At 33.5% G+C, this 14,660-nt stretch carries 9 protein-coding genes and 1 tRNA gene; 6 read left to right on the top strand and 4 right to left on the bottom strand.

Annotation, left to right across the window (positions count from 1 at the left end; all coding sequences use genetic code 11):
- The first annotated feature begins 1 nt into the window (after nucleotide 1).
- The 5 genes from J8H85_RS09045 to J8H85_RS09025 all read left to right on the top strand — a co-directional run bounded on the left by J8H85_RS09045 (nucleotide 2) and on the right by J8H85_RS09025 (nucleotide 10,460).
- Nucleotides 2-1,858, top strand: a complete 1,857-nt coding sequence (locus J8H85_RS09045) for a Ca2+-dependent phosphoinositide-specific phospholipase C (RefSeq protein WP_209654771.1) — start codon at nucleotides 2-4, stop codon at nucleotides 1,856-1,858.
- Between the two features lie 57 nt (nucleotides 1,859-1,915).
- Nucleotides 1,916-3,730: a metallophosphoesterase family protein gene (locus J8H85_RS09040; protein WP_245243773.1), complete on the top strand. Its 1,815-nt coding sequence runs from the start codon at nucleotides 1,916-1,918 to the stop codon at nucleotides 3,728-3,730.
- A 22-nt stretch (nucleotides 3,731-3,752) separates the two neighbouring features.
- Complete coding sequence (locus tag J8H85_RS09035) at nucleotides 3,753-7,793, top strand: hybrid sensor histidine kinase/response regulator transcription factor (protein ID WP_209654768.1); 4,041 nt, start codon at nucleotides 3,753-3,755, stop codon at nucleotides 7,791-7,793.
- Between the two features lie 113 nt (nucleotides 7,794-7,906).
- Entirely contained in the window at nucleotides 7,907-8,785 is an 879-nt protein-coding gene (locus J8H85_RS09030; protein WP_209654766.1) for an inositol oxygenase family protein, read from the top strand.
- A 97-nt stretch (nucleotides 8,786-8,882) separates the two neighbouring features.
- Nucleotides 8,883-10,460: a solute:sodium symporter family transporter gene (locus tag J8H85_RS09025; RefSeq protein ID WP_209654764.1), complete on the top strand. Its 1,578-nt coding sequence runs from the start codon at nucleotides 8,883-8,885 to the stop codon at nucleotides 10,458-10,460.
- A gap of 5 nt (nucleotides 10,461-10,465) precedes the next feature.
- On the opposite strand, the gene J8H85_RS09020 is transcribed toward J8H85_RS09025, so the two are convergent.
- The 3 genes from J8H85_RS09020 to J8H85_RS09010 all read right to left on the bottom strand — a co-directional run bounded on the left by J8H85_RS09020 (nucleotide 10,466) and on the right by J8H85_RS09010 (nucleotide 13,109).
- Nucleotides 10,466-10,735 carry a hypothetical protein gene (locus J8H85_RS09020; protein WP_209654763.1) on the bottom strand — a complete coding sequence of 90 codons (270 nt, stop codon included), beginning with the start codon at nucleotides 10,733-10,735 and terminating at the stop codon, nucleotides 10,466-10,468.
- A 298-nt stretch (nucleotides 10,736-11,033) separates the two neighbouring features.
- Nucleotides 11,034-12,212, bottom strand: coding sequence for a mannonate dehydratase (gene uxuA / locus J8H85_RS09015; RefSeq protein ID WP_209654762.1), 1,179 nt, complete (start codon nucleotides 12,210-12,212; stop codon nucleotides 11,034-11,036).
- 69 nt (nucleotides 12,213-12,281) lie between these two features.
- Entirely contained in the window at nucleotides 12,282-13,109 is an 828-nt protein-coding gene (locus J8H85_RS09010; protein ID WP_209654761.1) for an SDR family oxidoreductase, read from the bottom strand.
- Nucleotides 13,110-13,267: 158 nt separating this feature from the next.
- On the opposite strand from J8H85_RS09010, the gene J8H85_RS09005 reads away from it, so the two are divergent.
- On the top strand, nucleotides 13,268-14,347 hold the full coding sequence (locus J8H85_RS09005; RefSeq protein WP_209654760.1) for a substrate-binding domain-containing protein: 1,080 nt from the start codon (nucleotides 13,268-13,270) through the stop codon (nucleotides 14,345-14,347).
- Nucleotides 14,348-14,458: 111 nt separating this feature from the next.
- On the opposite strand, the gene J8H85_RS09000 is transcribed toward J8H85_RS09005, so the two are convergent.
- A tRNA-Lys gene (locus J8H85_RS09000) sits at nucleotides 14,459-14,531 on the bottom strand.
- Nucleotides 14,532-14,660: the final 129 nt, after the last annotated feature.

Below are 14,660 nucleotides of genomic sequence, written 5' to 3'. Positions count from 1 at the left end.
CATGCATAATCTCAAAAACATGAAATTTGCTTTAGCAACCATAGCCTTATTAATTAGTTGTGTTATATCGGCTCAAACGGAAGATGAAATTTCATTATGGCCTCATAAAGTCCCTAATGAAATTCAAACCAAACAGGTAGCTAGACAAATACAAAATAACAGTGATGATGTTATAAGATTAACCGATGTTACCAATCCAACTTTAACCGTTTTTAAACCCAAAATACCTAATGAATCTAAAGCGGGAATTATAGTATGCCCCGGAGGTGGTTACAACATTTTGGCAATTGATAAAGAAGGCTATGAAATTGCAGAATGGCTGAATAGTTTAGGGTATACTGCTTTTGTGCTGCAATACAGGGTTCCAAATAAAAGGGAAGGTGCTTTGCAAGATTTACAGCGTGCCATAAAGTGGGTGAGAAGTCATGCAACCTCATTTCATTTAGATGCTGAAAAAATAGGTGTCATGGGCTTTTCGGCTGGAGGACATTTGTCGGCCAATGCTTCAACCAATTATCAAAAAGAAAGCTATGCTAAAGTTGATAGTATCGACGACTTTTCAAGTAAACCAAACTTTACCATGCTTATCTATCCCGCATATTTAGATAAAAGTGAACATAGAAGTTTAAGTACAGAAATAACCATAGACACAAACACTCCGCCATGTTTTGTTTTCGGCACCATGGATGACGCGCATGGTAACAGTGCATTGGTAATTGCATCAGCACTTAGAGATAATAAAATACCTGTAGAATTACATATGTTGCCAAAAGGAGGGCACGGTTACGGGTTGCGTAATGGCAATATAGCGGGTGAAACTTGGCCAAAATTAGCCGAACTATGGCTTGAAAAAACATTAAGGCCCAATAAGTTAAACGACATTCAAGTGATTGGAAGTCATAATTCGTATAAAATACCTATAGAACCCCCATTGTGGAAAATTATAAACACCATGGATTCTAAAACGGCAAAAAAATTGCAATATGGCCATATAGCTATGGAAGACCAATTGGATTTAGGGTTGCGAAGTTTAGAACTCGATGTGTTTTACGATCCTGATGGAGGTCATTTTTCAAAACCAAAAGGCCTAGGTTTAGTAAAGTTTAGACTAAAATCGCCCTTGCCCTACGATGAAGAAAAGAAACTAAACCAACCAGGGTTGAAACTTTTTCATATACAAGATTTAGATTTTAGAAGTCATTATTTGCTGTTCAAAGAAGGTTTAACGGCAATTAAAAATTGGTCGGATGGAAACCCCGATCACCTACCTATTATCATTATTGTTAATGCAAAAGATCAAAAAGTTAAAAGAACTCGAAATCCGCTTCCATTTACTAAAGAAGCCTTAAATGAAATAGATAATGAAATTAAATCGGTTTTAACTGAAGATAAGCTAATAACCCCAGATTTTGTTCGTGGTAATTTTGAAACTTTGGAAGCCGCTATTTTAACCAAAGGTTGGCCAAATTTAGACGATGTAAAGGGGCGATTCTTGTTTGTTTTAGATGAAAAGGAAGATAAAATAAACAGGTATTTAGAAGGTCATCCAACATTAAAAAACAGGGTTTTGTTTGTGAATAGTAAAGAAGGGAATCCTGAAGCGGCGTTTAGAATTGTTAATAACCCTGTGGGCGATTTCAATTATATTAAAGAATTGGTGTCTAAAGGCTATATGGTTAGAACGCGTGCCGATGCCGATACTAAAGAAGCACGGTCTAATGATTATACCCGGTTTAAAAAAGCAGAAGCATCGGGAGCACAAGTTATTTCAACCGATTATTACACACCGTCACTGTTTTTTCCATCAACATATCATGTAAGTTTTAAAAACAATACATTCGAACGTATAAAAAATTAATATAAAAAGTAAAAGGATGGAGGTTTTTGTACTATGAGATTTAAAGAATGCTTTATATTGATTTTGATACTGTTTGTACTGGTTTCTTGTTCGAAAGGATTAAAGCCTGAACTTAAAGATGTTAAAATTGCCTTCATCGCTGATGCTCATTTTCAAGATATTTATGCTAAGTTTGAAGATGCTGGATATCAAGGGATTAAAAATACAGAATCGGATTCTTATGTTAATATAAGAACCATGCAGTCTCAATTAACATCCACAAGACTATTCAATGAAAATTATTTTGCTTTTATAGCTGCTTTGGATGATATAGTAGCTAAAGGCATAAAATATGTGGCTTTACCGGGCGATTTTAGCGATGATGGACAACCAGTCCACGTTAAAGGCTTACGGAAAATATTAGAAGCCTATGCAGGGAAACACGGTATCTTCTTTTTTGCAATCACGGGCAATCACGATCCAGCTAAACCTTTTACAGAAGAAGCTGGTAAAACCGATTTTTTAGGCGAAGGCGGAAAAGAACAAATCATAATAAGTTCAGTTAATAATTTAAAAGCCGTGGTTGACGGGCAGTTAAAGCCAATCATCACTTCAAAAATAAAAAAATGGGGGTATCAAGAAATTTTAAATGAAATGGCTCCCTTTGGTTTTTATCCGCAAAAAGAATATTTATATTGGGAAACACCTTTTTCAACTTATAGCTATAAGAATTATAATTTAAAAAAGGCCATACTTGAATCTTCTCTAACCCAGAGAATTTATCCTGTGGGTGTCCATAACTTTCATCCCGATGCCAGTTATTTGGTAGAACCTACACCCGGATTATGGCTTTTAGCTATAGATGCCAATGTGTACATGTCTAATAAAGACTTAACTGGTTTTTCTGAAAATCCAAAAGATTTTTCAGGAGCCAGTGTTGGTTATAATAACGTGATTTTACAAAAAAGTCATTTAATTGGTTGGGTGAAGAAAGTAGCAGACCAGGCGAAGCAAAAAGGAAAAATTTTAATTGCCTTTAGTCATTACCCTATGGTAGATTTTAATGATGACGCTTCAGAAGAAATGAAAGTTTTTTTTGGAGCCGATAAAATGCAATTACATCGTGTGCCAAAAGAAGAAGTGGCAGAAACCTTTGCTGATGCGGGCATTCAAATCCATTTTGGAGGGCATATGCACATTAATGATACTGGGGTAAGAACAACAAAAAAGGGAAACACATTATTTAATATTCAAAGTCCATCATTAGCGGCCTATATGCCTGCTTATAAAATTTTATCTATTCAAAGTAACACCGAGTTTGAAGTAGAAACGGTTGTGATTGATTCTGCTACAAATTTTAATAGTTTGTTTCCTTTATATGAGCAAGAATATGCGCATTTAAAAGCTGAAAAATTGACACAGGTTTGGAATAAAGATATTTTGAGTTCTAAAACCTACAAGATATTAACGCAATGGCATTTAAAAGAATTACTGCGGTTAAGATTTCTACCAGAGGATTGGCCTGTTGCCTTTTCTGAAATCTTTTTGGAAGCTTCAGGAAAGGATTTACTCTTGATCAATTCCTCAGATAAAGTTAAAATCAATGAACAATTAACTTCAGAAAAATTATCTTTAAGCCAATTTGAAACTTGGACTGGTTTTGATATGATTTATGATTTTTGTAGAATGCATAGTGCAGATGCATTAGCCATTCCAGATATTGGTGAAACTCGTTTAAATCAATACACCTTGGTTTGTGAGCAATTGAAGCGATCGGATAATGAATTATTTCAACTTTGGGGTATTATTTTTGAAAAAACAAAAAACGGGCAACCATCAAATCATTTTAAAATAGATTTAAGTTCAAAAAATATTGAGCCAATAAACCAATAATAGAAATTACTACAAAATCTTAATGAGACATCATTTTGCAATACTATTTTTATGCTTCATGTCATTTTACTGTGCTGTATCCCAGAGCATAAAATTTGAGCATTATAACGATAATGATGGGCTCTCCCATAATTCAATACGGCACATAGTGCAAGATAAACATGGTTTTTTATGGATAGGGACATTTTCAGGCCTTAACCGGTTTGATGGTTATGAGTTTAAAACCTATTTAAGTTCCTTTCCAAAAGACAATAAGATTCAGAATGATGACATCACAGCATTAAAGTTTGATGAAGCATCCGGTAATCTTTGGATTGGAACCCGAAAAGGATTGACGCTTTTTGAAACATCTACCCAAAAATTCACCACCTTTTTACCAGACCCTAATGATGCAAATAGTTTGCCAGATGAGGAAGTAAGGGCGGTGTATGTAGATAAGTTTAATCGAGTTTGGGTAGGTACCAAAACCGAAGGGCTTTACATGTTTTTTGTTGAAGAGAACCGATTTAAAAAAATAAAATTAGAAGGGTTTAATTATATAAAAGAAATTTTTGAAGATAAAAGCGGCAATATTTGGATTGGTAGTTATGAATCGGCTTCTGTAGCGAAAATAAAGCTAAATATAAAAGGTGAAATCGATCAAGTTATTACCTATACCTTAGATATTCCTAATTCAAAAGAAAAAAACCCATATATAAATTTTATATATGAAGATGCTAAGTCGGATGTTTTTGTTGGAACCCGAGAAGGCCTTTACAAATTAAATAAGAGTATAAATCAATTTGTAAATCTCTATATAACAGATAATGATGTTAGAGACAGTTTAGGTCCCTACTTTATATCGGTTGCTCAAGCGCCAGACGGTAAATATTGGGTAGGCACTTTAGGAGGTTTAATTGTGTGCAATCAATTAGACGCTATTCATAAAGGTGATTTTAAATGGCACTTTTCGGTATTATCCGATAATACATCGTTGGTAGATAATTTAGTATCTGCTTTGTATTTTGATAATTCAGGAGTGCTTTGGATTGGAACAGAAGATGGTTTAGATAAGTACGACCCCTACGAAAACCAATTCAATATTAATAAAGATATTTCACAATCTATAGGTAATCAAGTCCCTAGAATTCGTGGTTTTTCTAAAACGCACGATAATAAAGTGATTGTAGCTACCAGGCATAACGGACTTTTTGTATCTGATAATGATAGTTTTAAACCATTATATAATAACCAGAAAGATATTGCAAGCATTTATTCTATAGATGGTAAAATATTTTACTGTGGTTTGTGGGGAGGAAAAGTATTGGTTTATAATTATTCGAATAACAGCTCTAAAGTTATTCATGTAGGTTTTGAAAAATCGCCCATTTTTGCTTTTGAGGATATGGGTAATAACGAAATTATGTTTGGTTCCTTTGGAGAGGGCGCTACCGTTTTAAATACGAAAAGTTTAGAGTTAAATAAGAAAATAGGTGTATTGTTAAAAGGTTTTGAAATAAATGAAATTATTAAAGATAAGAACAATGCCATATGGTTTGCTACCGAAATAGGTGTTGTTAGGTATGAAATAAATTCAAAATCTATATCGTATTATAAAACAACTTCAAACCCCGATAGGGGGCTTCCGCATAATAACGTGAGTGATATTACTTTTGACGCAACGGGTAAACTTTGGGCGGCCACACGAAAAGGAGTAAGCTTTTTTGATACTAAAATTAACGACTTTATACCCATAAAAGAGCCAAGTGAGCTTGCTGGTAAGTGGGTAACAGATATGGTTATAGATGCTAATGGCGATTTGTGGTTAAACATGAATAATAATAGTATTGCGAGGTTTAGGAAAAACCTAAAAGACTTTAATATTTACCATGTAAACAGCGGAAATAGGTTGGATGTTTTTAGTTCTAGCGGGTTCTTCAATTTTGGAAATTCCAATATTTATTTAGGTGGGAAAAACGGCATCATTTATTTTTCCCCTTATACCATAAAAGAAAATCAAATAGCCCCTAAGCCTATTATTACGGAATTTAAAATTCAGAATAAAGAAATAGAACCTGGTTTAGAAATTAATGATCAAATTCCCTTACAGAAAGATTTAAACGAAACTAAAAGTGTTGAACTTAATTATAAGAATAGAAATTTTTCGCTACAGTTTTCAACACCATCTTACGCTAATGAAAAGTTAAATAAATTTGAGTACATGCTTGAGGGTTTTGATAAAAATTGGATCGCTGCTAGCAGCAATTCTAGAACCATTCAATACACTAATTTATTTCCGGATGATTATGTGTTTAAAATTAAGGCCAGCAATAGCGATGGGCATTGGAGCGATGTTGTTTCATATAAAATAAAAATTACGCCGCCGTTTTGGTTAACCTATAAAGCGCTTGTTTTAATTTTATTGCTTTTGTTTTTAATTTTTTATTTAATTAGAAAGGAAGTTAAAAACCGTATTCGCCTAAAACAAGAATTAGTTACAGAAAAAGTTAATAGAGAGCGTGATATTAAATTGAATAACGAGAAACTTCGTTTTTTTACCAACATATCACACGAACTTAGAACGCCTTTAACCCTTATTTTAGGCCCTGTAAAACAATTGATTGAAGCTGGTGAGCGGAATAGCCAAAGTAGCGAGTATCAAAAAAGCAGGTATAATTTAATACATCAAAATGCCAGTAGACTTTTAAATTTGGTAAATCAGGTACTCGATTTTAGAAAAGCACAAACAGGTGAATTAAAACTAAAAGTATCACAAACCGATATTTTATCGTATACTAAAAACACCTTCGACTCCTTTAAAGAGTTTGCATACAATAAGCAAATTGAAATGAATTTTAATACAGAAGATGACGTTTTTTTGGGGTGGATAGATCAAGATAAATATGATAAAATTCTATATAATCTTTTGTCCAATGCTATCAAATTTACCAATAAATACGGCCATGTTGAATTGTATGTGAGGTTGAAAGATGATAAGGGAGAGGTTTTGGTTATAGAAGTAAGTGATGACGGAATAGGTATCCCATTAAAAAGTCAAGAAAAAATATTTACAAGATTTTACCAAGCCACCAATAGTAAAGAGAATAATACAGGTTCAGGGATTGGTTTATCATTAGTGAAGTCTTTAGTTGAATTGCATAAAGGCACGATAAAGGTGAAAAGTAAACCTAATGAAGGCAGTGTGTTTACCGTAGAAATTTCCATAAATAAGGAAGCTTATACTAAAAAAGAGATTTTTGAATTTGTCCCATCAAAAGAAAAACAAGAAGCGCCAGAATATATTCCTGTTAAAAAAGTAACTAGTAATACTGAAATTAAGGAAAAAGTATTGGTGATTGAAGATAATTTAGAACTTAGAAAATATTTAATTGATTATTTATCTGATTATTACAAAGTTTATGAAGCTGAAAATGGCGAAGAAGGTCTTCAAATTTGCCGTCAAATAAAGCCCATTTTATGTGTGGCCGATGTAATGATGCCTGTAAAAAACGGGCTCGAATTTTGTAAAGAATTAAAAAATGATGAGTTTATTAGTCACATTCCTGTAATTTTACTCACAGCGCTTTCTGAGAATGAAGATAAAGTAAAAGGTTATGATGTAGGTGCAGATGGGTATTTAGTAAAACCTTTCGATCCTGAATTGCTTAAAACTGTAATAGTAAACATTATCAAAACACGTCTTGAATTGAAAGCAAAATTTTCAGGAGAAGTAGAAAGTGAAGTAGGTTTGTTAACACATTCTCCCATTGATAAAGATTTGATGGAGAAAATAACGAACCTCATAGAAGACCATTTAAATAATATTGATTTAACCACTAGTTTTTTATGCAACGAGTTAGGCATGAGTTCCTCAAAATTATACCGAAAAATAAAAGAGTTAACAGATTTGGCTCCCAATGAATTTATAAGAACCATTCGGTTAAAAAAATCGGCACAACTTCTAAAATCTAAAAAGCATAACGTATCCGAAGTTACAACTATGGTAGGTTTTAATGATCCGTTATACTTTAGCAGGTGTTTTAAAAAGCAATTTGGGTTTCCGCCAAGTAAATTACTAAAGTAAAAGCAGTCTCTTTATAGTCTTATAAAATTCATCCATGTTTTTGATGTAATAATCCATTTCCATATTTAATACTTATTTTAACTTCGTATTGAAGTATAATTTAATTATAAACGATGAAAGAGTCACTACATAAAGACCAGCAAAATCCGATGGAGAATGTTGACGATTGGGAAGAAAATTTATTACACAGATATCCAGACCCTTCTGAAGCTAAAAAGGAAAAAGAAGAATTTAGAAACTATGTAGATTCTGAACGATTAGATACCGTAAGAGAATTTTACAGAATAAATCATGAATATCAAACCTATGATTTTGTTTGTAATAAGGAAGCAGAATTTTTAAAGTTCGATAAAAAGGAAATGTCTATTTGGGAAGCTGTGGAGTTTCTAAACACGTTGGTTGATGACAGCGATCCTGATATTGATTTAGATCAAACACAACATCTTTTGCAAACTTCTGAAGCGATTCGTGCCGATGGACATCCAGATTGGTTCGTGCTTACAGGTTTCATTCACGATTTAGGAAAGATTTTATGTTTGTTTGGTGAACCACAGTGGGCAGTTGTAGGCGATACGTTTCCTGTAGGCTGTGCTTTTTCAAATAAAATTGTATATCCAGAATTCTTTAAAGAAAATCCAGACAATACCAACGAACGTTTCAATACAAAATATGGTGTTTATGAACCAAATTGCGGATTGGATTATGTGAAAATGAGTTGGGGGCACGACGAGTATTTATATCAAATAATGAAAGACCATTTGCCAGACCCCGCTTTGTATATGATTCGTTACCATTCATTTTACTCTCAACACAGAGAAAATGATTATAGGCATTTAATGAATAATAAAGACGTTGAAATGTTTGAATGGGTTAAAAAATTCAATCCTTATGATTTGTATTCAAAAGCACCAGTACCGCCAAATGTAAAAGAACTAATGCCTTATTACAAAGAATTGGTCGCTAAATATTTACCTGAAAAGTTAAATTTCTAAATATATTTAAAAATATATGTCATCTGTTGAGTTGGTTAAAATCATCAATTCAACAGATATTTTATTGCCTATTAAAAACTAAACTAAACCACCACCTATGTATACTGTGCTTACCTTTTTTGCTTTCACAGCTTTTGTTGCTTTCTATTCTTGGTATAAACTTAGAAAAGAAAAATTAGATTCAAAAGACGGTTATTTTTTGGGAGGAAGAAGCCTAACGGGTGTAGTGATAGCAGGTTCCATGCTACTTACGAATATTTCAACAGAACATCTTATTGGCATGAATGGCTCTTCATATAAAAACGGATTCATCATTATTGCTTGGGAAGTCACATCGGCATTAGCCTTAGTGGCAGCAGCTATTTATTTCGTGCCTAAATATTTAAAAATGGGCCTTACCACCATTCCACAGTATTTGGAAAAACGATTTGATAGTACCACAAGAACCTTGGTGGCGCTCTTTTTAATGATTTCCTTTATAGTTACTCTATTGCCTATCGTACTTTATACGGGAGCGATAAATATTGAAAGTATCTTTAATATTTCAGAAGTTTTAGAGGTTTCTAAGGAACAAGGCCTGTGGATTACCGTGGTTGCCATTGGGGTTTTAGGATCTGTTTATGCCATTTTTGGAGGCTTGAAAGCGGTAGCGGTTTCCGATACTATAAATGGTTATGGACTTTTAATTGGCGGACTTGCCGTACCTTTTATAGCATTGGTAAGTATTGGTGACGGGAATCCTTTAGAAGGTTTAGCAAAAGTGTATAACCACAGTCCTGAAAAATTTAATGTAGTAGGGGCTAAAGATTCGGTGCTTCCTTTTAGTGTGCTTTTTACAGGCTTAATTATTAATCAATTGTATTTTTGGAGCATGAACCAAACTATCATTCAGCGTGCTTTGGGAGCTAAAAATTTGGTTGAAGCTCAAAAAGGACTCTTGTTTACAGGTGTTTTAAAAATACTAGTTCCTATAATTATAATTTTACCAGGTGTTATTGGCTATTATTATTTTGGTGATTCCTTATATGAAAATCAGGATATGATTTATCCAGAACTTATTAAAAACGTATTCCCTGTTGGCTTAGTGGGTATATTTGCAGCTATTGTAATGGGGGCTGTATTGAGTACATTTAACAGTGTTTTAAATAGCGCAGCCACTATTTTTAGTATTGATGTTTATAAAAGGCATTTAGGGAAAAACAGTAGCGATAAAAAATTAGTTATGGTAGGGAAGTTAACTTCTACTATTTTAGCCGTTTTCGCTATACTTGTAGCGCCTATGGTAGCGAATGCGCCAGATGGATTGTACCAACTTTTACAACAATTGAATGGTATCTTTTTCATACCGATTGCTTCTATTATGTTAGCAGGATTTTTTCTTAAGAGAATATCAGCTCTGGGCGCCAAAGCGGCTTTGTTTGTAGGGCTAGCATTTTACATTTTAACCACTTTCATATTAAAGGTAGATATTCACTTTGTGCATATTTGGGGTATTGAGTTTTTATTGAACTTAGCTGTGATGTTTGGAGTGTCTTATTTTTATCCTTCCGATAAAGATTTTAATCAAGAAGATTTACACATTGTAGATTTAAAAGAATGGAAGTATACAAAACCTATGGCAATTGCTCTTTGTGTTGTTACTGTTTTAATTTACATCATGCTTGGCAGAAACTAAATACCTCATATAACTAATTGTTTTTTTATGCCTTCTGAAATTACATAGTAACATTCAGCTTCTATTTTGTTCCATGAAACATCGTATTGTCCCACACCATGTTTAAAGTGTTTGTCTAAAAGTGAAGTGTCTTTTACAATGTTTCCGTCATCATCAAAATGACAATAAGTAATAATGGTTTTTCTGTATTTGTATCCGGTTTTTTGGTAGTAGCACCAAATATGGTACAATTGGCCTTTCCACCAAAAAAAAAGCGCCAATCTTTCATAATCCATGTTTTGACGTTTGGAGTAGCGTCATGACCACTGTATAAAAAACAGTATATCATTAAACACTATTATATGTGGGTCGGAAATACCAATGTTACCGATTTTTGTGTTTTTACGACCAATAGCTAGTTACAAAATAGTGTAATAAAAAGAAAAAGAATAATATTTTTTTATTCTGTATAGGTGGTATGAAGAAAATTATTAGACTAAGTAAGTTAAATTTTGTTCTCTAATTAAATGAAAAAAACTCTGTATCTTGATACAGAGTTTTTAGATAATTATATTTTAATAATTGAATAAAGGTTTATGCCAAACTTTTAGAAATGCCCAATTCCAATCCACGTAATTCCGCTAAACCACGTAAACGTCCTATTCCTGAATAACCAGGGTTGGTTTTTTTGTTTAAATCGTCAAGCATTTGATGCCCATGGTCTGGGCGCATAGGTATAAGCGTATCTTTCATGCCTGCTGCTTTTCGGCGTTTTTCTTCAGCAACCACTTCTTTTACAATGCTGAACATATCTACATCTCCTTCTAAATGGTTGGCTTCGTAAAAGTTTCCTTTTTCATCACGTTGCGTGCTTCTTAAATGTAAAAAGTGCACACGATCTGCAAAACGTTTAAAAATTTGAGCCAAATTATTATCGGCACGTACACCTAAAGAGCCTGTACAAAAAGTAATACCGTTAGATCTATTAGGTACTTGTTCAAATAAATGCGCATAATCTGCTTCCGTACTAACAACACGCGGTAAGCCTAAGATTGGGTAAGGTGGGTCGTCTGGATGAATACACATCAACACATTGTTTTGAGACGCAACGGGTATAATTTCCTTTAAAAATGCGACTAAGTTTTCTCTTAATTTAGATGCATCAATGTTTTTATAAGTATCAAGAATGTTTTGAAATTGTTCCAACGTATAGCCTTCTTCTGCGCCTGGTAAACCTGCAATTATATTGTTTACTAGTTGCTTTTTTTTAGCTTCCGAAAGGTTTTCAATATAGGCTTTGGCTTCTGCTTTTTGAGTTTCAGAATAACTCGTTTCAGCACCAGGGCGCTTCAATAAGTATAATTCAAAGGCAGCAAATGCTGTGACGTCAAAACGAAGCGCTCTAGAGCCATCTTCAACTTGAAAATCTAAATCGGTACGTGTCCAATCTAAAACAGGCATAAAATTATAGCACACAATGTGAATACCGCAGCTTGCTAAATTTTCGATGCTTTTTTTATAATTTTCAATATAGGTTTGAAAATTTCCAGAACGGGTTTTTATGTTTTCGTGTACCGGGATGCTTTCAACCACACTCCAGGTAAGCCCTGCTTTTTCAATAGTTTCTTTTCTAAGTTTTATTTCATCAACCGTCCAAACCGTTCCGTTGGGAATATGATGCAGTGCAGAAACAATACCTGTTGCTCCTGCTTGTTTTATATCTGATAATGATACGGGATCTTTGGGTCCGTACCAGCGCCATGTTTGTTCCATTTTTTTGTGTTATTTCTTAATTGTTTTTTTGGAATTTACTCTTTTTGCTATTTGGAATTTACTTTTAGTTTAAACGCCACTATATGCACTAAAACCACCATCAATTGGAATGACAACGCCTGTAACAAATGAAGACGAATCGTCGCATAAATACAATGTGGTACTAATTAAATCTTCTGGTACACCGTACCTTCCCATAGGGGTTTGGTCAATTATTTGCTGACCTCTTTGGGTTAAACTACCGTCTGTATTGGTTAATAAGGTTCTGTTTTGATCTGTTAAGAAAAATCCAGGAGCCAACGCATTCACGCGTATACCAACTTTTGAAAAGTGTACTGCCAACCATTGTGTAAAGTTTGAAACGGCTGCTTTAGCACCACTGTATGCAGGTATTTTGGTTAATGGTGTAAACGCATTCATTGATGAGATATTTAGAATACTACAACCTTTTCTGCCAACCATATCTTTTGCAAAAACCTGAGTAGGTAATAGCGTGCCAATAAAATTCAAATTGAATACAAACTGAATCCCTTCAGAATCTAAATCGAAAAAGGTTTTAAAACCTTCAGCCGTATTTTTTAAATCTTCTTCAACCAAAAAAGGATTTGAAGTTGTTCCTAGTGGGTGGTTTCCACCGGCACCATTTATTAAAATATCGCAAGCACCTAACTTGGCGTTTACTTCCTTTTTTGAAGTTTCTAAAGATGCTTTTTCCAAAACATTTGCAACTACACCAATGGCATTACCACCTGCGGCATTAATAGTGTTGGCAACTTTTTCAGCAGCTTCTAGTTTTAAATCTAATACCGCTATTCTGTGCCCTTGTTTAGCCAAAGCTTCTGCCAATGTGCTACAAAGCACCCCTCCGGCACCTGTTAATACGACTACTTTACTCATTAATTCTTTTTTATTTAGTTGATAATATTGTATGCTTCTTTTTGAACGAATACAAATATAACAAAAAATAGTGTGCGCACACGTTTTTATAAATTTAATTGTTAACTTGCTAAAAATATTGATGACTTTCAATAGCAATTAAAATCTTTAAATAGTTCATGGTAAGAATAAAAGATATAGCAATAGAAGCCAATGTTTCAGAAGGAACGGTTGATAGGGTTTTGCATAACAGGGGTGGTGTTTCAAAGAAAACAGAGGAAAAAATTAAAAAAATACTTGAGCGCAGAAATTTTAGTATTAATCCTGTTGCTAGTGCGTTGGCTATGAAAAACAACCATAATTTAGCTGTTTTAATTCCGGAATATAATAAAACCGACTCCTTTTGGAAATTACCATATTTAGGTTTGCTAAAAGGAAGTGAAGAAGTTAAGAATATTGGGGTAAATGTAACTTACTTTAAATTTAACCAATATAGTCCAGAATCTTATGTTGAGACTTTTAATAATTTGATTAAAACGAAGCCTAAAGCGGTGGTGTTAGTACCCATGTTTATTAAGGAGACCCATTTAATTGTTAGAGAATTAAAAAAAACTGAGACAGCGTATGTTTTTTTAAATGTAGATATTGAAGGTGTTGAAGGTAGCGTGTATGTTGGTCAAGATTCTTATATGTCGGGGTATATTGCGGGTAAATTAATGAAACTGAGTTTGCCCGATGGATCGGGTTGTGGCATTCTGAAAACAAGTACAAGTACTGGCGATAATCAAGCCATTGCAAAACGCATCCAAGGGTTTAAGGATTATTATGAAGGGAGTCCAATTGAAAGTGTGTTATACGAATTAAAAGTACAAAGCTTTGGAGATAGGATGAATTTGGCATCCAGTGTTCATCAATTTTTAGAAGAATTTCCATCAATAAAAGGGTTATTTGTGCCATCAAGTAGAATTTCGGCGGTGGTTGATGTGTTATCTGAAGAACAAAAAAAATATCTAAAATTGATTGGGTTTGATAATACACCTGAAAATGTAGCCTGTTTAAAAAACAATACAGTACTTTTTTTAATTTCTCAAAAACCTTTTGACCAAGGGTATGAAGCTGTAAGAATTGTATCAAATTATCTTGTGAAAAACAAAGTTTTAAATGACAAGTTATACCTTCCAATAGATATTCTTACTAAAGAAAATGTAGATTATAATGATGCCACCCAACGGATGTTTGAAAATGATTTAAAGCAATAACGTGAAATTATTAAATTAAAATATGTTTACAGAATTGAGTTGATAAAAAACAAAAAACCTTGCTAATCATATGATTAACAAGGTTTTGATTTCGGATGATATCCTACTTAGTGACCGGGCTGGGATTCGAACCCAGGACCCTTTCATTAAAAGTGAAATGCTCTACCAACTGAGCTACCAGGTCATTTTTTTGTTGTGCTATCGTGTTGTTGTTAGCGGGTGCAAATATAAAACCTATTTTCAATAAAACAAGGCTTTTTTTAAAGAATTTTTTGTTTTTTTGCATCTCTTAAACGTATGTTTTTAATAATCA

This window comes from Mariniflexile gromovii (assembly GCF_017814435.1).
Lineage (GTDB): Bacteria > Bacteroidota > Bacteroidia > Flavobacteriales > Flavobacteriaceae > Mariniflexile > Mariniflexile gromovii.
This window is presented reverse-complemented; position numbering and strand designations above follow the sequence as displayed.